The sequence below is a fragment of the Trichocoleus sp. DQ-A3 genome (genome assembly GCF_039961975.1).
In the GTDB taxonomy this organism is placed as follows: Bacteria; Cyanobacteriota; Cyanobacteriia; order Cyanobacteriales; family FACHB-T130; genus FACHB-T130.
The window spans coordinates 75,491-93,551 of sequence record NZ_JAMPKC010000003.1 but is presented as its reverse complement, the minus strand read 5'-3'; the positions used below and the strand labels follow the sequence as shown (position 1 = coordinate 93,551).

Annotated in this window: 22 protein-coding genes; 11 read left to right on the top strand and 11 right to left on the bottom strand. The window is 46.4% G+C overall.

Going from position 1 to position 18,061, the window contains the following annotated elements:
- The first annotated feature begins 333 nt into the window (after positions 1-333).
- A complete protein-coding gene (locus tag NDI44_RS06820) occupies positions 334-1,062 on the top strand; it encodes a ribbon-helix-helix protein, CopG family (protein WP_199304710.1) in 729 nt (242 codons plus the stop codon).
- Positions 1,063-1,281: 219 nt separating this feature from the next.
- On the opposite strand, the gene NDI44_RS06815 is transcribed toward NDI44_RS06820, so the two are convergent.
- From NDI44_RS06815 to psaC, 3 genes are all read right to left on the bottom strand, one after another.
- Positions 1,282-1,764 (bottom strand): hypothetical protein, encoded by a 483-nt coding sequence (locus tag NDI44_RS06815; protein ID WP_242036948.1) that lies wholly within the window; start codon positions 1,762-1,764, stop codon positions 1,282-1,284.
- A 288-nt stretch (positions 1,765-2,052) separates the two neighbouring features.
- The gene (gene glmS, locus NDI44_RS06810) at positions 2,053-4,206 is read right to left on the bottom strand and encodes a glutamine--fructose-6-phosphate transaminase (isomerizing) (protein WP_242036947.1); all 2,154 of its coding nucleotides are present in this window, start codon (positions 4,204-4,206) and stop codon (positions 2,053-2,055) included.
- Positions 4,207-4,389: 183 nt separating this feature from the next.
- Positions 4,390-4,638: a photosystem I iron-sulfur center protein PsaC gene (gene psaC, locus NDI44_RS06805; RefSeq protein ID WP_089128523.1), complete on the bottom strand. Its 249-nt coding sequence runs from the start codon at positions 4,636-4,638 to the stop codon at positions 4,390-4,392.
- A gap of 304 nt (positions 4,639-4,942) precedes the next feature.
- Between psaC and NDI44_RS06800 the strand changes: the two genes are divergently transcribed.
- On the top strand, positions 4,943-5,476 hold the full coding sequence (locus NDI44_RS06800) for an Hsp20/alpha crystallin family protein (protein ID WP_190410513.1): 534 nt from the start codon (positions 4,943-4,945) through the stop codon (positions 5,474-5,476).
- A 53-nt stretch (positions 5,477-5,529) separates the two neighbouring features.
- On the opposite strand, the gene NDI44_RS06795 is transcribed toward NDI44_RS06800, so the two are convergent.
- Positions 5,530-5,703, bottom strand: coding sequence for a hypothetical protein (locus NDI44_RS06795; protein ID WP_190535014.1), 174 nt, complete (start codon positions 5,701-5,703; stop codon positions 5,530-5,532).
- Between the two features lie 31 nt (positions 5,704-5,734).
- On the opposite strand from NDI44_RS06795, the gene NDI44_RS06790 reads away from it, so the two are divergent.
- Positions 5,735-6,247 carry an Hsp20/alpha crystallin family protein gene (locus NDI44_RS06790; protein ID WP_190410512.1) on the top strand — a complete coding sequence of 171 codons (513 nt, stop codon included), beginning with the start codon at positions 5,735-5,737 and terminating at the stop codon, positions 6,245-6,247.
- A gap of 276 nt (positions 6,248-6,523) precedes the next feature.
- Positions 6,524-6,781, top strand: a complete 258-nt coding sequence (locus NDI44_RS06785) for a chlororespiratory reduction protein 7 (RefSeq protein WP_190410511.1) — start codon at positions 6,524-6,526, stop codon at positions 6,779-6,781.
- A gap of 25 nt (positions 6,782-6,806) precedes the next feature.
- Here NDI44_RS06785 and NDI44_RS06780 read toward each other — a convergent pair whose 3' ends face one another.
- A complete protein-coding gene (locus NDI44_RS06780; RefSeq protein ID WP_190410510.1) occupies positions 6,807-7,352 on the bottom strand; it encodes a DUF2854 domain-containing protein in 546 nt (181 codons plus the stop codon).
- A gap of 300 nt (positions 7,353-7,652) precedes the next feature.
- Here NDI44_RS06780 and NDI44_RS06775 point away from each other — a divergent pair, with 300 nt between their 5' ends.
- Positions 7,653-7,913: a hypothetical protein gene (locus NDI44_RS06775; protein WP_190410509.1), complete on the top strand. Its 261-nt coding sequence runs from the start codon at positions 7,653-7,655 to the stop codon at positions 7,911-7,913.
- Positions 7,914-7,955: 42 nt separating this feature from the next.
- On the top strand, positions 7,956-8,138 hold the full coding sequence (locus NDI44_RS06770) for a hypothetical protein (protein WP_190410508.1): 183 nt from the start codon (positions 7,956-7,958) through the stop codon (positions 8,136-8,138).
- Between the two features lie 75 nt (positions 8,139-8,213).
- Here NDI44_RS06770 and NDI44_RS06765 read toward each other — a convergent pair whose 3' ends face one another.
- Together NDI44_RS06765 and NDI44_RS06760 are read right to left on the bottom strand one after the other, a co-directional pair.
- Positions 8,214-8,612: a response regulator transcription factor gene (locus NDI44_RS06765; protein WP_190410507.1), complete on the bottom strand. Its 399-nt coding sequence runs from the start codon at positions 8,610-8,612 to the stop codon at positions 8,214-8,216.
- Between the two features lie 175 nt (positions 8,613-8,787).
- The gene (locus tag NDI44_RS06760) at positions 8,788-8,961 is read right to left on the bottom strand and encodes a hypothetical protein (protein WP_190410506.1); all 174 of its coding nucleotides are present in this window, start codon (positions 8,959-8,961) and stop codon (positions 8,788-8,790) included.
- Positions 8,962-9,733: 772 nt separating this feature from the next.
- On the opposite strand from NDI44_RS06760, the gene NDI44_RS06755 reads away from it, so the two are divergent.
- Positions 9,734-11,194 carry a glycoside hydrolase family 13 protein gene (locus NDI44_RS06755; RefSeq protein ID WP_190410505.1) on the top strand — a complete coding sequence of 487 codons (1,461 nt, stop codon included), beginning with the start codon at positions 9,734-9,736 and terminating at the stop codon, positions 11,192-11,194.
- Positions 11,195-11,510: 316 nt separating this feature from the next.
- Here the strand turns inward: NDI44_RS06755 and NDI44_RS06750 are convergent, their stop codons facing one another.
- Positions 11,511-11,927: a fasciclin domain-containing protein gene (locus tag NDI44_RS06750; RefSeq protein ID WP_190410504.1), complete on the bottom strand. Its 417-nt coding sequence runs from the start codon at positions 11,925-11,927 to the stop codon at positions 11,511-11,513.
- 174 nt (positions 11,928-12,101) lie between these two features.
- Positions 12,102-13,082, bottom strand: a complete 981-nt coding sequence (locus NDI44_RS06745; protein WP_190410503.1) for an ABC transporter ATP-binding protein — start codon at positions 13,080-13,082, stop codon at positions 12,102-12,104.
- A gap of 131 nt (positions 13,083-13,213) precedes the next feature.
- Here NDI44_RS06745 and NDI44_RS06740 point away from each other — a divergent pair, with 131 nt between their 5' ends.
- From NDI44_RS06740 to NDI44_RS06725, 4 genes are all read left to right on the top strand, one after another.
- Complete coding sequence (locus tag NDI44_RS06740) at positions 13,214-13,852, top strand: hypothetical protein (RefSeq protein ID WP_190410502.1); 639 nt, start codon at positions 13,214-13,216, stop codon at positions 13,850-13,852.
- Between the two features lie 35 nt (positions 13,853-13,887).
- A complete protein-coding gene (locus tag NDI44_RS06735) occupies positions 13,888-14,064 on the top strand; it encodes a hypothetical protein (RefSeq protein WP_190410501.1) in 177 nt (58 codons plus the stop codon).
- Positions 14,065-14,070: 6 nt separating this feature from the next.
- A complete protein-coding gene (locus NDI44_RS06730) occupies positions 14,071-15,012 on the top strand; it encodes a putative 2-dehydropantoate 2-reductase (protein ID WP_190410500.1) in 942 nt (313 codons plus the stop codon).
- 79 nt (positions 15,013-15,091) lie between these two features.
- The gene (locus NDI44_RS06725; protein ID WP_190410499.1) at positions 15,092-15,649 is read left to right on the top strand and encodes a 2OG-Fe(II) oxygenase; all 558 of its coding nucleotides are present in this window, start codon (positions 15,092-15,094) and stop codon (positions 15,647-15,649) included.
- A 422-nt stretch (positions 15,650-16,071) separates the two neighbouring features.
- On the opposite strand, the gene NDI44_RS06720 is transcribed toward NDI44_RS06725, so the two are convergent.
- Together NDI44_RS06720 and NDI44_RS06715 are read right to left on the bottom strand one after the other, a co-directional pair.
- Positions 16,072-16,200, bottom strand: a complete 129-nt coding sequence (locus tag NDI44_RS06720) for a hypothetical protein (protein ID WP_277877468.1) — start codon at positions 16,198-16,200, stop codon at positions 16,072-16,074.
- Between the two features lie 201 nt (positions 16,201-16,401).
- A complete protein-coding gene (locus NDI44_RS06715; protein WP_190410498.1) occupies positions 16,402-17,955 on the bottom strand; it encodes a GTP-binding protein in 1,554 nt (517 codons plus the stop codon).
- Positions 17,956-18,061 lie beyond the last annotated feature (106 nt).

Sequence of the window (18,061 nt, the reverse complement as noted above, 5' to 3'; positions counted from 1 at the left end):
GGAGGCTGGTAGAAATAACTCAGCAGTAGTTATCAGCGAGTGAGCGGGGGAGCTGGAAAGAAAATTGCTTCTGAAGCTCTTAGGAACTGGGGCAAAACTTCTGCTAATCGATCTTGGTGAGTGGGCAGTAACAGATGAAGCTTATCTATTTAACTTTTGAGTATGCGTAAATTATACGCAGTATCTGAAAAAACTTCAATATTTGTCCTGGCTTGGGGACAAAAGCAGCACTAGCTACTATGCTTAGAAAAACAGCAGAAAGCATAAGGGTGAGAGAAGCTCATGCCAAGAGGACGTAAGAAAGCCAAAGGAGTCCCTGAACTGCATGACGAATTGAAAAAGCCAGTCAACCTCTCCTTAACGCCCAAAGCTATAGAAGGACTTGATACCTTGGCTGCCAAACTGCGACTCTCTAGATCAGAGATTGTCGAGCAAATTGGGCGTGGGCTGCTTTCTACTACAGCTTTCCTGCCACAATCACTTACTCAACGCCACTCCTTGCCAGACTATCCAGCCATCTACTTAGTTCTGGAAGGCGATCGCGTCCTTTACATAGGAAATACTGCGGAGTTAAAAATGAACCCTCTGCGATCTTCAGTTTTGCAAGAACTCGAAGCCAAAGAGGATAATATTCGCCTCTGCCGAGTAGAGTGTAGTGAGGTAAGTTTATTGTCAGTTATCCAAGGCGCATTAATTAAAGTATTTCAGCCTAAGCTAAATGAGACAACCAAGCGAAATGAAATTACAGTCCATCTCATTATTGAAGAAAATACTGAGGCCACTACCGCTGATTTAGTCAAAAAGAAATTGAATGAGAGATTGTTAGATTCTGAAGGATGCTTCTTGCATGTAACTGATTCTTCCTTAAGCTTTTTATCAGGAAGCTATTCTTACAATACTAAAATTTCTCCAATAGATAATAGTGATTCTGAACTCGCGTTGGAATTATTTCAGAGACCGCAAGATTCAGAAGATAACGCTAAAATTAAAGACTTTTTGCGAGCGTTGCAGAGATTCTATTCTGAGCAATACAAAACATCGCAAGATGACAACCAATCTTGAGCTTCAGGAATAGGTGTATAAGCGTTTAGCAGTTCTCAAATAGATGAAATACAGCAACAGCCGTAAGTCAGCAAAAGTCAAGGGCTTGTAGTGTACCTTAGTGATTCGAGAACCGCTATAACCGAATGCAGTTGCAGGGTAGCTCCAAAATCGTTAAGAGAATTTGCTTAAGAGGCTTAAGGTTTAATCTCAATTTCTTGCTCTCCCTCATCAGGTGAGTCAAACACAATCTCGAACGCTGCCGCTAGCATAAATCATTGCAAAACGCTCTTGAGCGTCGGCATCCTGGCGGTTGAAGAAACACGCCACTATGTAGTGTCGAGCGTCGGGCAAAATCCGTGCGATCGCCCAAGGACGATGAAGGTCTTCGATTGAAGAGATTGGTTGAGAAGTCGAAGCTTTTTCTCCTTTAATCAAAGCGTTTTGCACAACTGACACCAGTTGTTCGCGTGCTGGGGAATCGTCTTGGGGAATGACGCTCCAATCCCCTACTGGTGCGGGTAGCCAGGTAAGGACGTAGGAAACACCCTCAGCCGTGATTTTCCAGGAGAGGCGACGGGTTTGTTTGGTGCAGCGACAACCCTGTTGCCTGAGAATTGCACAAATGTTTTCGCCTTCAGTTTTGAGGCACAATGATCCAGATGCTACAGCTCCGTACTCTCTGGTTGTCAGTTTTGAGGCTGTAGAAGCTAATATCCCCATTTATGTGCCGCTTGTTGAAGCTCAAGAGGTGAGCCAAATAGAAATTTAGTCACTTGGTGATAGTGACGCGATCGCTCATGGTAGAAGCTGGTTTGGTCTCCAAAAGCTGAGGCACTTGCTTGAACTAGTAGCAACGTAAAAGTTTAAGCGAGCGCCTCACTTCTCAGAACTGAATGCTGTTCTTGAACATTCAGCTCAGTTCAGCTAATTATTCTCCAGTTCAACTAATTATTCTCTAGTTCAGCTAACTATTCTCCTTGTACAAAAAAATGAGCGCGCTCTAGCCGCTTATTCCACTGTTACCGATTTTGCCAAATTCCGAGGCTGATCTACATCTAAGCCGCGAAGCGCTGCAATGTGATAAGCCAACAGTTGCAACGGAATTACTGTGAGGATCGGAGAAAGCAACTCTTCCACAGCAGGAACGGGCAACAAATCATCAAATGTTTCCGCTGCTTCTGGGTCGTTCATCGGCGTCACACCAATTAAGCGGGAATCCCGCGCTTTTGCTTCCTGAGCATTTGAGAGGACTTTTTCGTAAACAGTCCCCGGCATGGCGATCGCTACTACGGGCACTTTCGCGTCCAACAATGCAATCGGGCCGTGTTTCATCTCTCCAGCGGGATAACCTTCGGCGTGGATATAGCTGATTTCTTTCAATTTTAGCGCCCCTTCCAACGCAATCGGGAAATTAATCCCCCGTCCTAAAAAGATAAAATCTTTTGTTTCGGCAAAATCGTGAGTCAGATGCTCAATATAACGCTCCTGACTTTCTAAAATTAGTTCAATCTGCGCTGGCAACTGTCGTAAGCCAATTAAAATTTGCTCTAACCGAATTGCCGATACCGTCTGACGCCGATAAGCTAAATCCAGCGCCAAACAGTAAAACGCCATCAGCTGGGCAACAAAGGTTTTTGTCGCAGCTACTCCAATTTCAATTCCCGCATGGGTTTCGATAATCTGGGGCACCATCGTCCCCAAAGTGCTTTCAGGACGATTGGTAATCCCTAGCAATCGCGTCTGAAACTGGGGCGGCTGACTGGCACGACGCTGGGATTCCATTGCCAAAGCCGCCAGCGTATCCGCTGTTTCTCCAGATTGAGTCACGCCAATTGTCAGCGTATTGGCAGTGAGAGGCGCGGGTGCATAGCGAAACTCAGAGGCATACTGCACGATGGTCGGAATTCCCGCTAACTGTTCCAGCAGGTATTTACCTACCAGTCCGGCGTGCCAACTGGTACCGCAAGCAAGAATTTGAACGTGTTCTAAATTTTCGTACAGTGACGCGGGTAAATTTAGTTTGATGGGAGATTGACCAGAGTCGGCGTTCCAGTCTGCGTTTAGGTAAGCTTCTAAACAAGCGCGAACCACTCCCGGTTGCTCATAAATTTCCTTGAGCATAAAGTGTTTGAATCCCTGTTTTTCCACCTGTACGGGATTCCAACTCAGCGTCCGGGGACTTTTCTTCAGCCTATCGCCTGCGAAATTGTACACCTCAACCCCAATCGGGGTCATTCTTGCCAGTTCGCCATTTTCCAGGGTCAGGACGGCACGAGTGTGGGGAACCAGCGCCGGAGTATCAGAGGCGCAGAAAAACTCTCCTTGACCGAAACCAATGGTGAGGGGAGCTTGTTGCCGTGCCACAATCAATTCATCGGGATAGTCGGCACAGATAACCGCGATCGCAAACGCTCCCTCCAGTTTATTCACTGCCTGCCGTACCGCTTCTAAAAAGGAAGAATGCTGATTTGTCACCGCTGAGTTTTGCACCTGCTGTGACATCACTTCAGCCATTAATTGGGGGATTGCCTCCGTGTCTGTCCCCGCCTTCGTGACTGCTTGCCGCACTGCCTCTAAAAACGGAAACTGTTGAGGCATCGAAGCTGAGTTGTGTACTTGCTGTGCCATTAATTCAGCGATTAACTGGGGAATCAACTCCGTGTCCGTCCCAGTTTTCGTCACCGCCTGCCGCACCGCCTCTAAAAACGGAAACGGTTGAGCGGTCGCCGCTGCTTGCTGCGCTTGCTGTGCCATTAGTTCGGCGATTAAGTGGGGAATCACCTCGGTATCCGTCTCTGAGCGAAACTCGTGTCCCTTGGCTTTGAGTTCTTCTCGCAATTCCCGATAATTTTCAATAATCCCGTTTTGGACTACCGCGATTCGCTTCGCCGTATCTGTGTGGGGATGGGCGTTGTATTCTTCTGGCTTGCCGTGAGTCGCCCAACGGGTGTGTCCAATGCCAATCGTCGCCGGATTGACTTCTCGTTGTAGCTTTTCGCGCAGGTTGTAGAGTTTGCCCTTTGCCCGCACACAGTGGATGTCACCTTCCAAGACTGTGGCGATACCGGCAGAATCGTAGCCCCGATACTCCAGTTTTTCCAAGCCTGCCAGCAAAATCTCTGTCGCCGCTTGAGTGCCAATATAGCCAACGATTCCGCACATATATCACAACACTCCTGTTCACACTTAAACTAAAAAGCTACTGGGCTATCCCAGGAACGTCAAGGTCAACAACATTGTATTGGTTACGGGCGATCGCGCTCTTGTTCCGTAAAAAAGAGGGAGCAATTTGCCCCCTCGATGCCTTGGAATCGGAATGATAAAAAGTGTTTTCAAGCCAGCTTGTTAGTATGCCAAGCCCATGCTGCGAGTCGTTTCAGCATTGCTCAAATAAACTCGGATGCTCAAAAAGTCGGTAGGACAGGCAGTTTCGCACCGCTTGCAACCTACACAATCTTCAGTCCGAGGAGATGAGGCAATCTGTTGGGCTTTACAGCCATCCCAGGGAACCATCTCTAGGACGTCCGTTGGGCAAGCGCGAACGCATTGGGTGCATCCAATGCAGGTGTCATAGATTTTAACGGTATGAGACATCGAAAAACGGCTCCTTTCTGAGTGTTCTCTACTAATGACACTAGAATCAAGGCTTAGTTTACCGCAGGCGCATAGACGCCTCTGCAAAAGGCCACAGAACTTCAAACTCTGTAATAGATTGCCCCTAATTGCGACTTTCCGACAAAGGCGGGGAAATCCCTCTGTCTCAAGGCGGTTTGCCTCACCGGCAAAGCTGGGGTGCGTTCGACATCATAAAGAAGTGTGAACGAAAGGCTTAACTCAGTTGAACAAAATTCAATTCCAGCGTTCGACACAGAGAAGTTTTAACCCTTGGGAATCGACTATGACACTGATTCGTTGGCAACCTTTTCAAGAAATGGCAACCCTGCGCCGTCAAATGGATCGAATGTTTGACGAACTGGCAAGCGTTAATCGGGATGCTCCAATCACCTGGAAGCCTGCGATTGAGCTGCAAGATACAGAGGATAGCTTAATCCTGCGGGCACAAATTCCTGGCATCGAAGCCAAAGACCTTGATATCCGCATTTCTCGTGAAGCGGTTGTGATTACAGGCGAACGCCGCTACGAAAAGAAAGAACAAGAAGGCGGTTACGTCCGTTCTGAGTTCCGCTACGGAAACTTTCAGCGAGTAATTTCTCTACCTGTTGCGATTCACAACGATCGCGTCCAGTCTGAATTTAAGGATGGCGTCCTGATGCTGACGCTGCCCAAAGTAACGTCAGTTCGCGATCGCGTAGTCAAGCTCAATCTAGCAGATAGCACCAGTGCGGCTCCAGAAGTCACTGACGCACCCGTTGCTGACACGAAGAAGCCCGAAGCAACTGAGAGTGCTGAACCGGCTAGCGTCTGGGATTAATCCAGATAATTTTCGGTTAATCCGTAGCCGCGAAAACTTCTTAGTTTAACCACTCAACCGCTGAGCATCAGCAACTCAGCGGTTATTTTTCGCCTTCTTCCAGAAGTCGGGAAAATCCCCCAAAAGGCAATTCGGTTTTCCTCACTGACGTAACCAGACTGTTTTGACATTATAAAAACGTGGGAACTAAAAGCTTCATCCCATTGAACAAATTTCAATTCAAGCATTTAGTCACTGCAAATTGGAGGTAACTGTTTTATGGCACTGATTCGTTGGCAACCCTTCCAAGAAATGGAAACTCTGCGTCGTCAAATGGATCAAATGTTTGATGAACTTGCTGGAAGCGATCGCGTAGCTTCTCGCCAGTACAGCACAACTTGGAAGCCTGCCATTGAACTCCAAGACACTGAAGACCATCTGATCCTGCGGGCTGAAATTCCAGGCGTAGAAGGTAAGGACATTGATGTCCAAATCACTCGTGAAGCGATCGCCATTAGCGGCGAACATCGCTTTGAGAAGAAGAATGAAGAAAAAGGCTTCTTCCGCTCCGAGTTCCGCTATGGTAGCTTCCAGCGGGTGATTCCTCTACCAGTGCCGATTCAGAATGACCAAGCCAAGGCTGACTTCCAGAATGGCATCCTGACATTAACCCTGCCGAAAGTCACGGAAGCGCGGCGTACCGTCGTCAAACTCAATTTAGGCGGCACCAATACGACTCCAGAATTGACCAGTCAGTCAACGCCTGAAGCCAACCACGCTAACGTGAACTAATCTTGCCCTTGCCCTCCTGAAGGGTCTTGAGCCTGGGTAAGAAACGATAGCCTAATTTAGTTATCTAACCGCTGAGTGGTCTTCAGTAGAATCCTACCCTCCACTCAGCGGCTATTTTTTTGGCGTTGCACCTTGAAAAACTATTTATTTTCGAGACAATCCCTCAGTAAGTTGCCCCTAGAAAAAACCATCTCCTAATTGGACAATGTCATCTTTTTAGCTATCGTCAAGGACGATACACTTGTGCAAGATGTCTTCTTTGGGAAAAAACTTAAAATGCCAGATTCCTTGATGTATCGACAAGATGCCTTCGTTGTTCTGGAACCCAACCAACCAGAGCAATTCCTCACTCCCGCAGAAATGTTAGAAAAACTGAAGGCAATTTTGGCAACTCGTCAAGATAACCTACCGCCAGATTTGCAAAAATTTCCTTCAGTAGAAGCTCAAGCTGAATACCTGCTAGAAACGTCCTGCGAATTAGATATGGGGCCAGGACAATTTTTACAGTGGTATGTCGTGCGTTTAGAAAAATAAGAGCGGAGTTCCTCCGCCCCTACGTTTAGGGTGTAGCAATTAGCGCCACATCAACACGTTGTTCAGCTGGTTGAGTCACGGTTACGCGCACACCAGGGCCAAAAAACCCTTCTATTTTCTCCCGCTTCTGTTGCCAAACCTCTAGAGGGAAGAGCGGCGACTCAAATTCCAACACTAAAGCGTAAGCCCCATCGATCGCAGTTTCGTGTAATCCTGTTAGCACAGGTCTTTCTTCATCGGTTGGACTCAGCCCCAAGCTGCTCAAAGAGCTATCGAGATGAGCATCTTGACCGTAGCGATAGCGGGTGACATCTAGACGAATTTGGTTTTGAGTTGCGGTTGCTTGCTGTTCTCGGAGTGCCAGTATGTCCTTGGAAGTAGGTTTGGTGAACGGTACAGGTGTAAGTTCTGAGGCTTTGAGGGCAAGCCCTCCCAGCAACAGGGGAACCCCATAAAAGAATCCGGCTAAATTCAGCGTCGGGTTGTCGGTAACGTAAGCGACCAGTCCCGCCAGAAATAAAACGCCACCAACACTTAAACCCAACGTTCCCAAAGAAGTTTGACGTAACATTTTAATTAGGATACCCAATTGACAATCTCTTCAGCTTTATTATCCTTGGCACTGGGTAACATCTCTAGTATGGGTGAGATTTTTGTTAAAACTATGTGCCTTGCTTTGGGTCGCGATTGGGAAGCACGAAGCTGAAGAAGTCTCGCTAATTTGATAGCCCTTGACGAATGAGTGCAGAGTCTGTAAAGTAGCCCATCAACCAACCGTAATTCATAACTCAGGGCGTTTACAAAAGGAACCCCTATTATCAAAATAAGTCGCTGTTGCCCGCTGCCATCAATTCATAACTGAGATAATAAAATGATTCAAGAAGACAATTCCGGGGCTACAAAAAAGAGTAAAGCCATCCTGGAGCAACTCAAAACGCTGAAGCAGGAAGATGAAACGCTTTATAACATCTTGGCTGTAGATGTTTGGGCTTTAGCCAAAACAATGGATGAGTTTCAACCAGGATTTTGGTCGGCTTTTATGAAAAATCGAGAGAAGGCGCTGAAGCGGTTTATTTCTGAAGTGATTAAAAATAAACCTACCGATCCGAAACGTCCTCCTTTCCTTCGCTAGGATTAATTATTGTAAATAAATAATCGACAGAGGAAGCAAACAATGGACCCACAAACACTCAAGCAATGGATTAGCCAGATTGAACTCAAGCGTGAGTCACTGGTAAGGCTTCTGGAGGAACCAAACCTGGGAACTCTACGAATTGATGTTAATCAGGCACTCGAAGAAATTGATGACCTGATTGATGAATTTCGGCGCACCTTCCCAGAGGCAGATGCCAACTAGAAACTAACGCCTTGCCGAGCTGAACTCTAGCCAAGAGGCTACGGCAAGGACACCGATCGCTACTTGCGCCCCTTTCTAATGACTGACTGCCCGCTGCCCAAGCTGCTTGACTAGAGCAATCAGCTCTTGAGTAGCGGTGTCTTTTTTACAAAAAGCATCAATTCTGGCGGTTTGGCTCATCACCTCAATCTGCGGGTCTTCGACTGAGGAATAGGCAATAATCTGAGCGTGCGGATCGATGTGCTTGATCTGGGTAGATGCGCTCAAACCGTCTAAAACTGGCATTTGTAGATCGAGAATAATCACATCAGGGTGGTGACGCTCGACCATCTCAACGGCTTCTTGACCGTTACTAGCCAATCCAACTAACTCGATGTTTGCCTGACTCTGGAATGCTAATTTCAGGCTAAAACGAGTTAGCTCGTGGTCATCAACAACAAGAACACGAAGAAGGGGGTGCTGACAGGACAACATAAGAGGATAACTATATCATCTGACGGTTCTAGTTTAGGGGCATAGGATACAAAAGTCCCTCTACCATCCGAGCGAACTGCTGCAAGAAATACTCATTTTACCTCCAAACTAAAGTAGATAATTTTCTAAAGTTTAAATATTTATAAAGAAATCTGGAAGTTTAGTTTTTATATGTTTAAACCAATTGAACAGCCGCTCGTTTCGCTTTTGTCTTTCTAGCGCGATCGCTCTTGAGTTTCAGCCATTCGCTTTCTAGGATACCAAGACTGTTTCGGGCTGTCCTCTCCACCCAGAGGGATAGACTAAAAGAGCGATCGCGCTCTTGATTCGGTGGGGAGTGCGATCGCATCTTTGAAGTTTCTGATTTAAGAATTCAAAACTGACAGGAACTTCAAAATAGTCTAAATGCTTAGAATTCCTGTAAGAGTTGGCAGATAAGTTTTGAGGACTTCAGCTAGTTTACTGGCATCCGTAACAGCACTAGCAACACCCTTAAGGACATTCACAGCCATCGAGCAAAGTTAAGCCCCCGTCTTCCGGTGGCTTGTTCGCCTCTTATTCTATAGTTCCCACAGCGTCCAAAACATCTTTCTTGGCATTGTTAGAAAGGGTGGAATCAGTTTTAATTGATTGTTACAATTCTGCCAAAATCTTCTCCAAATTATTGCTATCAGCAGTATTAATTTCCTGGAGTTGCGGAATAGTATTTGTTACCTGAACGATAACATTGCCCACAATGCTAGCACCTGTAAAATCGCTACCACTCGTGACCTTATCTACCTTGTTTTATGTCTTTCATCCCTACTAACTATGTCCCCACCGATATTATTTCCTGTAATTTCTATTATTTCAACTCCACTGCTGATTTAATGAGATGTTGGCTTTTTAAGGTTGAATAGAGACTTGGTAAAACTAAAATCTGCTTAAAATCAAACAGGAATTTTGTATTTTAGTAACGCATATTAAAATTTAGGCAGAAATATCTGATGCCTAAAGAGTACAAAAAGATAAAGTTGGATTTCGCTGTTGGGCATTCTGTAACTAAGGATTATCTTCCAGAGGTGAGAAGCGAAAAGCTGCCAGGGGCTGTACCTTAGCGGTGAAGGGCTAGGAAGGAGTTTATGCAGATACAGACGCCAGATTGGGTTAAACACGCAGTTTTTTACCAGATTTTTCCGGATCGCTTTGCTAAAACGAAGCATTCTCACAAGCGGCTTTTGAAGGATACCCGATGGGAAGATTGGCACGAAATACCGACGCTTCAAGGGTACAAGGGCGGTGATTTGTGGGGGGTGATGGAACAGCTGGATTACTTGCAGGATGTCGGGATTAATGCGATTTACTTTACCCCCATCTTTCAATCGGCTAGCAATCACCGCTATCACACTCACGACTATTATCAGGTCGATCCGATGTTGGGGGGGAATGGCGCTTTTCGGGAGTTGCTGGAAGCTGCCCACGAACGGGATATCAAAGTTGTACTGGATGGGGTGTTTAATCACTCTAGTCGGGGCTTTTTCTTTTTCCACGATGTTCTGGAAAATGGCCCCCATTCGCCTTGGGTGGATTGGTTCAAGATTGAAGGCTGGCCTTTATCAGCGTATAACGGCGATTTTCCGGCGAATTATGAGGGCTGGGACGGAAATCGGGCGCTACCAGTGTTCAACCATGAAAATCCTGAAGTGCGGGAATATATTATGGAGATTGCCGAATATTGGATTAAATTCGGCATCGATGGCTGGCGCTTGGATGTGCCGTTTGAGATTAAGGCTCAAGGATTTTGGCAGGAATTTCGCGATCGCGTAAAAGCCATTAACCCGGAAGCCTACATCGTGGGCGAAGTCTGGGGAGATTCCCGCGAGTGGCTGGATGGGACTCAGTTTGACGGGGTAATGAACTATTTATTTGCTGCGCCGACGATTGCTTTTGCCGCAGGCGATCGGGTAGACATTGAGCAAGTGAAAGATCGCTCTTACCATCCCTACCCGCCCCTCTTTGCACCAGAGTATGCCGAAAAAATCCAGCAATTGTTGGATTTTTATCCGTGGGATATTCAACTGACTCAGTTGAATTTGCTAGCTAGCCACGATACGGCGCGACTGATTTCTATTGCAGGCGGTGATAAGGAGAGTGTTCAACTAGCAACATTGCTGCTATTGACTTATCCCGGTGCGCCCAGCATCTACTATGGTGATGAAGTGGGATTACCGGGAAAACTCGATCCGGATTCGCGTCGGGGTTTTCCGATGGAAGCTCACTGGGAGCGTGATGTTCTAGATTATCACAAGCAACTCATCGCCCTGCGTCACCAATATCCTGCCTTGCGTACAGGTTCTTACCACGTTCTGTTTGCGGAAGGAACAGTTTACGTCTTTGCTCGGAAATTGGGAGATGAGGAACTGATTGTTGCCATTAACGTGGGGACGGCACCAGCAGATCATGTGAGTTTTGAGGTGACGGGGCTACAATCCAAGCCTAATCAGCAATTGTATGGCACTGCCGAGGTGTCATGGAGCGGTGAGGGAGAATCCAACCATCTGTCCTTGCATTTGCCAGCGCGTAGTGGATGCATCCTGGGTTAAACAAATTTCGCGAATGTTTGCCAAGAAGGGTGGATTGATTAACCTTTAATTGCCTGCGTAGGGGCCTGTTTGTGCTATGCCCTTACAGAATGTGAATTTGACCAATTATTTAATCCACATTCCTTGGCGATCGCCCAAATCAAAAGGAGGCACCTTTGCAAAGGTGCCTCCTTTTTTATGTCAGCAAATCGAATTTTAAATTTTTACGATGTCGTTTAGATCGCACTGACTCCAAATTTGCTTTTGTCTTACCATTACCCAGTTTTTGGTCAATAAATTCTGTCTGAAGACAGAAGTTAGCAGCAGAAATTAGTGCCTATTTAGACATTATCGTCGGTGTAAGTACTGAATCAATGACATGGATGACGCCGTTATCGGTAAGGATATCTGTTTTTAGCACCTTCGCATCATTCACTTTAAAACCGTCGTCGGTGCTATCAATCCCCAGAATGCCGCCCTCAACTGTCTCAGCGGAATCTATCTCGACGAAGTTATCAGTTCTAACATCCCCAAACAGGACGTGATACATTAAAATTTGCTTCAGCTTGGGGATGTTGTCCATCCAAGAAGCCAGTGTATCCTCTGGAATTTTGGCAAATGCTTCGTCGGTTGGAGCAAAGACAGTATAGGGTCCTGGACTCTTGAGAATCTCAAACAGACCAGCAGCCTCAAGAGCATTAACCAGAGTTTTGAAAGATCCTTCATTAGTGGCAGTTTCTAAAAGGTCAGCCATGCGTTTTGATGATTTTAAGTGAGTGTCCTGTTTAGAGATACTCGCTAGAAGACTTGCAGTGCATCCTTCAAAAGTATTGAAGGCGCGATCGCTAATAGGTTAGCACCCCTACCCATTTCACTTCATTTCGCTAGCGTGCAGCCACGCATCAGATCCCTCAACCCCTTACACAACTCAACTACTGGAACGAATGCCACGTTGTTGTAGCTGCTGAATAAAAAAGTCTTCCAGAGAAGGACGGGATAGGTTCATTGTTGCCAGATGGGCATCCATCAGCCGGAGACTAGCCAGAAACTCTTGGGGTTCGCCTTGTAAGTGTCCATGCCAACCATTATGCTCAAATGCCAAATCGGGTATCCAGCGTTTGAGAACCTCCAAGTTCCCGCCTTTGCCTCTGACATGGTAGGATTCGGCGGTACCTAGAAGTTCATCGAGGGAGCCGACGCAAATCAGATCGCCTTGGGCGAGGATAGCGACGCGATCGCATATCTGCTCCACTTCCGCCAGAACATGACTATTAAAGAAAATGGTTTTTCCCTGCTTTTTGAGCGATAAAATAATCTCTCGCATCTGGTATCGCCCCATTGGGTCAAGACCCGACATCGGCTCATCCAAAAATACCAGTTCTGGATCGTTAATCAGCGCTTGAGCCATGCCTACCCGTTGCAGCATCCCTTTAGAATACTGACGCATCTGCTTTTTACGGGCAGCAGATTGAGCCAATCCGACTAATTCCAGTAGTTGGGGGATGCGTTGACGTTGCACCGATTTCGGGATTTGAAATAATCCAGCCGTAAATTGCAAAAACTCCCAGCCGGTGAGAAAGTCGTAGAAATAGGCGTTTTCTGGTAAATAACCGATGCGTTGTTTCACTTCGCGATCGCCCAAAGGTTTTCCCAGAAGTACCCCTCGTCCACCCGTAGGGCGTACTATTCCCAAAAGCGTCTTTAACAGCGTCGTTTTCCCAGCCCCATTTGGTCCTAGCAGCCCAAACGTTTCCCCCTCAAACACTGACAGCGTGCAGCTTTTGAGAGATTCAATTTTTTGATTTAGCCAAAATCCGGTGCGATAAACCTTTCGCAGTTCAAAAGTCTGTACTACCGATTGACGGTAAACGGTAATCGGTTCCCCTGACTTATCTTCAACAGAATTCATATTAGTTCGGCAAGCGATCGCATTCTCTACAATATTATTGATTCCCTATTTTGCGGACTTTCGTATCAGTTTGGAATGATAGATGATATGAGTCCTATATCTGTTCTATTTCTTAGGGATAAACTGGGCGGATGCTTATCTTAACTGAAGCCGAGTTTCGAGAATCGGCAGAATCCTCTCTGCGTCTGGTTTTTCTGAACGACGACCCGTTTAACCAGCGTTTTGCACCGGATGTCCCAGCGCGAAGGATAATCTACGAGTATTTCTACCGCATAGAGCCACCGCTCCTAGATGCTGTAGTTGCGGCTGCTTCCCGTGTGGGAGACACTGGTTGTTACCTCTCAAATCTATGGCGTAACAAAGAACAACCCGAACACCCCAATCACTGGTATATCCATTTTTCTGAGATTTCAGCTTACATAGCAGCCGATGGCAAAGTGTTTAACAATGCTTTGACTTCGGAGAATGTTCTCTACTCGCCTCAAGGAAAATGGGGAGTGATGATGTCTCACGAGCATCACGGTTTACTGGCTGGTACGCACGAGTTTATGGAAGAAATTTGTCGGCTTATACCAGACCTCGATCGCCAGGTGTATGGGTTCCTAGATTATTGGAAATACTGGTATAGCCAAGGTAACAGTGCTGATGTAACTTGGCTACCGGGATTATTAACGCAGATTTACGGGCGAGAAACAGCAAAAACCATGCTGCGAGAAGCAGGCTTAAAGTCGATTTGGCGCAAATACAGTTCTGAAGTTGTATTCACTTAGACTGGATTTAGGAGTATTTAACCGAAGAGAAACGAATGGATAGATCCAAAATAGTTGCAATTATCACTGGGACAATTTCTATAATTTTAGCGATCGCCTATCTGCTGCTGGTTCAGTTACTAGACTTCCGGGGTGAAATGATACCCGCACCCACAAGTCAATTGCCGCCAGTCGTGCAAGTTGCCCAAATATCCGCGATTCAGCTTTTATAGAGAGCAATGTCTAATCGGAGTTACGCCATCCTGGGAACAGGAGCGCTGGGGGGCTACTACGGAGCTAAACTACAACGGGCGGGGCTGAATGTCCACTTCCTGTTGCACAGCGATTACGAACAAGTCTGTCAACAGGGTTTAGTCATTGAGTCCCCAGACGGCGATTTTACCCTCCCTCACGTTAACGCCTACCCTGACGCTAACAAAATGCCACCTTGCGATGTAGTGGTTGTAGCGCTAAAAACGACGCAAAACCACCTGCTGCCTAAAATGCTGCCATTTATGGTTAAGGATGACGGCGTTGTTTTGGTGCTGCAAAATGGTCTAGGCGTTGAGGAGAAAGCCGCCAAAATTGTGGGTTCGGAACGGGTGATGGGAGGCTTGTGCTTTCTCTGCTCTAATAAAGTGGGGCCAGGACACATCCGCCACCTAGACTATAAGGCGATTACACTCGGCGAATATACCCCCGATTATCAACCCGCCGGGATTACCGAGCGAATGCGTCAGATTGCGGGTGACTTTGAAAGTGCTGACATCCCTATCCAACTTGCTGAAGACTTGCTGTTTGCTCGTTGGCAGAAATTGGTGTGGAATATCCCATACAACGGGCTTTCTGTGGTTCTTGACGCCACAACAGATGAGCTGATGAGCGATCTTCACACGCGATTATTAGTCGAGCAGTTAATGAGTGAAGTGCTGGTAGGTGCATCTGCTTTTGGTCGGAAGATTCCTGATAGCTTTGTCGAAAAGATGCTCGATCACACGGCAAAGATGAAGCCGTACCGCACCAGTATGAAAATCGACTATGACGAAGGGCGTCCTCTAGAGGTGGAAACCATGTTCGGTAATCCCCTACGAACTGCACAAGCAGCAGGTGTTGATTTGCCGAAAATTGCGATGCTTTACCAGCAGCTAAAATTCTTGGATGCTAGAAATCGCCACAAATAGTATGTTCTTTTGGCATCCGATTTTTCATGACTTAAATATACCTGACACCCTGAAAAAAAACCTTAAATAATAATTAGTCATGAAAAAAGCGCCTTTAGAAAATCCGATTTTTACCGTCCCCAACGTTCTATCAAAAGCAGAGTGTGCCGAGTATATCGCCTTAACCGAAAACATAGGCTATACTCCGGCTGGTCTCACCGTAGGACAGGATGAATACATAATGGCTCCATCAATCCGAAATAACGATCGGGTGATTTTGGATGATGAAGAACTTGCAGCAAATTTATGGCATCGTGTGGAAACTTATGTCCCCAGAATCGGTAACTGGTGTGCAATGGGACTTAATGAGCGCTTGCGGTTCTACCGATACGATCCGGGTCAGCGCTTCGCACCACATCACGATGGTAGTTATTGGCGAACAAACGGCGACCATAGCCGTTTAACTTTTATGATTTATCTGAGCGAAGACTTTGAGGGAGGCGAAACTCTGTTTTTTTCACCCAACGTCTCTATAGTTCCTAAAATCGGTATGGCGCTGTTCTTTATCCACGAAATAAAACATGAAGGCGCACCCGTAATCCAAGGTCGAAAGTATGTACTGCGTTCAGACGTGATGTACACGTATGCGAGCCAATAAAAATCGGGGGAAGTTGACTTTTAAAAAATGGCGATCGCTCTACAAAATTTCATTTAATTATTCTTTATTTCCCTGATAAATAATTGTAAGGTCAAACGGCTGTTTTCCCCGTTTATTTATATCCCGTGTACAACTTTTTATGTCATCGTCTTCGCTAACCCTGTACTGGATTCCGCTCAGAATAACAATTAAAAAAAGTTGCCTATTGCCTATCTTTACTTTACCCAGCAGGGAGCTGCTGGGAGTTGCATTGTTTAGCTTAGAGGATAATAAATAAAAAAGGAGATTGGGAAGTTTTGTGTCCCCATTCTCCAATTGCTATGACGATGAATTTAAAACAGCAATTTAAAATTTGTTGAGTATCTGAAAAATCGTCATTTTATGAGCCATGAAAGAAAGTGAAAAAGTGAGCTTCTCTTTCTTTAGTCATTTTTGTAGATTTTGGCGATGTATTCGGGTTTTTTGTCAGATCCTTTTTTGTCGGATAAGGTTCTTCCGCTAAAGGCGAAAAATATCCAGGTGAAGGCAATTGCGGCAATCGTTAATTCCATAGAAATTTCTCCAAGTTAAGCAAGCTGTCTTGTTAACCTTATTAATCAACTCAAGAATTGCTATATCCGGATAAATTTCAGGTTGGCAGATAAAATTTATTTGTAGATCAAGAGAATTTGCAAGCACACCCTTAATCTGTAACCCAGAACTGGTATATTTCTGGGTGTTACCGATGGAGGAATATCGCTTCGCAAACGCTACTATTGTTGAGGCGGATCTGATTGGCGTTCCTCTTGCGGTTCTTTTGCTTCTGCTAAAGGTTTGACGACTCGCGCGATCGCTTCTTGCACAAATGTCTTGATAAACTCATCCCGGCGATTTAGCTGAAACTGTCGCTGTACAACTTCTGTAATTCCACCATCGCCCCAATCTTGATCGTGACGGAAGTATTCAATAAAACTCTTGCCAGCAATTCGAGTCAAATAAGCGGCGGTAACGCCTTGAATGACCTTACCAATAGGATAGGCGGCGACACTCAGTTGGAGGACTCTAGAAAGCAACTCAATTGCTCCTTGGACAATTCCCAAACTCGCAAGAGTTTTCCCTAAAGAAAGCGCTAATTCGCGCCCTCGATCCATATTCAGCTCGCAACCGTAAATTCTGCCAATTTCTACAACCATTTGGGCATTTACAGCGGCGGTTGCTAGCAAATCCACTACTGGTAAGGGTGTCACGGTGATGACACCCGCCCCAATCCACTGAAAACGTTCTACCACCTTCTCCGCTTGGCGTCTGCGCTGAGCATCCAGCAGGCGTCGCGCTTCGTCTCCCAGCCGCTGAGATTGAAGTAGGATGTTGTCAGCGACTAAGTCTTCTCCTTCGGCTCTGAGAACCACCGCCATACGGCGAATTAACGGCATTACATCGGGTTCGGGTTGGAAGGTTTCGCCACTTTCTAACTCAGCTGGCTGGGGATTCGCAGCGATCGCAACCACATCGGCGGTTGCGATAAATCCCCGCACTCGTTCCCGCAGACGTGCCAGAATTGTTTCCTTATCGGTGTCTGTATAAAGATCGGTTTTGTTGAGAATCAACAGCGATCGCTTACCAATCTCTGCCAAGGTTCGCAGCGGGTTATATTCTGACTGCCGCAAGTCATTATCTACGACAAATAACAACAAATCCGCTTCCGTCGCCAATTGCCGTGCCAGTTGCTCTCGCTGCGTTCCCGCCACCCCTGCTTCTAAAATTCCGGGCGTATCGGTAATCAAAATTTGCCGATTTAATCCTTTCAACTTGAGAACGTAAGTTTCCCCCACCTCCGTAGTTCCCATTGGCGCGTCTACCCGTCCTACCATGCGCCCAATCAGGGCATTCACCAGAGAAGTCTTGCCAGCAGAACCCGTGCCAAATACGACGACTAACAGTTCCCCACGCGCCAAATTTGCTTCAATTTCGCGCGATCGCTCAAGTAATGCCTGCCGCGACACCTCATCCTGAATCTGTGCCACTTGCTGCCGCACTGCTTTGAGGGTTTCTGAAGCCGCCTCTGTCTTCGCTTCCGGGACTTTCGGCAATCTGCGGCGTTGCCGCGAACCTTTTGCAGTCCCCTGAAGAATCATCACATAGTAGATAAATCCACCGATTAGCACCCCCAGTAGGACAATCAGCAACAAAAGCAGCAGATTTCCCAGTAAAGGTGCTGTAAAAGAAATCTGAATATACAGCCGATAGAGAGAATTAATCAGCCACAGCATCAGCCCCAGAATTACACTGAGGCCAACGATCAGCGTTAATAAGCGCGACAGGGGCATGAACGGGATTGTGGTAAGGAGATGCTTCTAATCTTAATCTCCCTATCATTGTCTGCTATCAGCAACAGGCAAGAGATGCTTCCACGAATAAAGTAGAGCCTGTTGC

Coding starts and splice junctions, on each gene's coding strand:
- NDI44_RS06815 (WP_242036948.1), bottom strand. CDS start 1,764: ATGGGGATATTAGCTTCTACAGCCTCAAAACTGACAACCAGAGAGTAC.
- glmS (WP_242036947.1), bottom strand. CDS start 4,206: ATGTGCGGAATCGTTGGCTATATTGGCACTCAAGCGGCGACAGAGATT.
- psaC (WP_089128523.1), bottom strand. CDS start 4,638: ATGTCTCATACCGTTAAAATCTATGACACCTGCATTGGATGCACCCAA.
- NDI44_RS06800 (WP_190410513.1), top strand. CDS start 4,943: ATGACACTGATTCGTTGGCAACCTTTTCAAGAAATGGCAACCCTGCGC.
- NDI44_RS06795 (WP_190535014.1), bottom strand. CDS start 5,703: ATGCTTGAATTGAAATTTGTTCAATGGGATGAAGCTTTTAGTTCCCAC.
- NDI44_RS06790 (WP_190410512.1), top strand. CDS start 5,735: ATGGCACTGATTCGTTGGCAACCCTTCCAAGAAATGGAAACTCTGCGT.
- NDI44_RS06785 (WP_190410511.1), top strand. CDS start 6,524: ATGCCAGATTCCTTGATGTATCGACAAGATGCCTTCGTTGTTCTGGAA.
- NDI44_RS06780 (WP_190410510.1), bottom strand. CDS start 7,352: ATGTTACGTCAAACTTCTTTGGGAACGTTGGGTTTAAGTGTTGGTGGC.
- NDI44_RS06775 (WP_190410509.1), top strand. CDS start 7,653: ATGATTCAAGAAGACAATTCCGGGGCTACAAAAAAGAGTAAAGCCATC.
- NDI44_RS06770 (WP_190410508.1), top strand. CDS start 7,956: ATGGACCCACAAACACTCAAGCAATGGATTAGCCAGATTGAACTCAAG.
- NDI44_RS06765 (WP_190410507.1), bottom strand. CDS start 8,612: ATGTTGTCCTGTCAGCACCCCCTTCTTCGTGTTCTTGTTGTTGATGAC.
- NDI44_RS06760 (WP_190410506.1), bottom strand. CDS start 8,961: ATGCGATCGCACTCCCCACCGAATCAAGAGCGCGATCGCTCTTTTAGT.
- NDI44_RS06755 (WP_190410505.1), top strand. CDS start 9,734: ATGCAGATACAGACGCCAGATTGGGTTAAACACGCAGTTTTTTACCAG.
- NDI44_RS06750 (WP_190410504.1), bottom strand. CDS start 11,927: ATGGCTGACCTTTTAGAAACTGCCACTAATGAAGGATCTTTCAAAACT.
- NDI44_RS06745 (WP_190410503.1), bottom strand. CDS start 13,082: ATGAATTCTGTTGAAGATAAGTCAGGGGAACCGATTACCGTTTACCGT.
- NDI44_RS06740 (WP_190410502.1), top strand. CDS start 13,214: ATGCTTATCTTAACTGAAGCCGAGTTTCGAGAATCGGCAGAATCCTCT.
- NDI44_RS06735 (WP_190410501.1), top strand. CDS start 13,888: ATGGATAGATCCAAAATAGTTGCAATTATCACTGGGACAATTTCTATA.
- NDI44_RS06730 (WP_190410500.1), top strand. CDS start 14,071: ATGTCTAATCGGAGTTACGCCATCCTGGGAACAGGAGCGCTGGGGGGC.
- NDI44_RS06725 (WP_190410499.1), top strand. CDS start 15,092: ATGAAAAAAGCGCCTTTAGAAAATCCGATTTTTACCGTCCCCAACGTT.
- NDI44_RS06720 (WP_277877468.1), bottom strand. CDS start 16,200: ATGGAATTAACGATTGCCGCAATTGCCTTCACCTGGATATTTTTCGCC.
- NDI44_RS06715 (WP_190410498.1), bottom strand. CDS start 17,955: ATGCCCCTGTCGCGCTTATTAACGCTGATCGTTGGCCTCAGTGTAATT.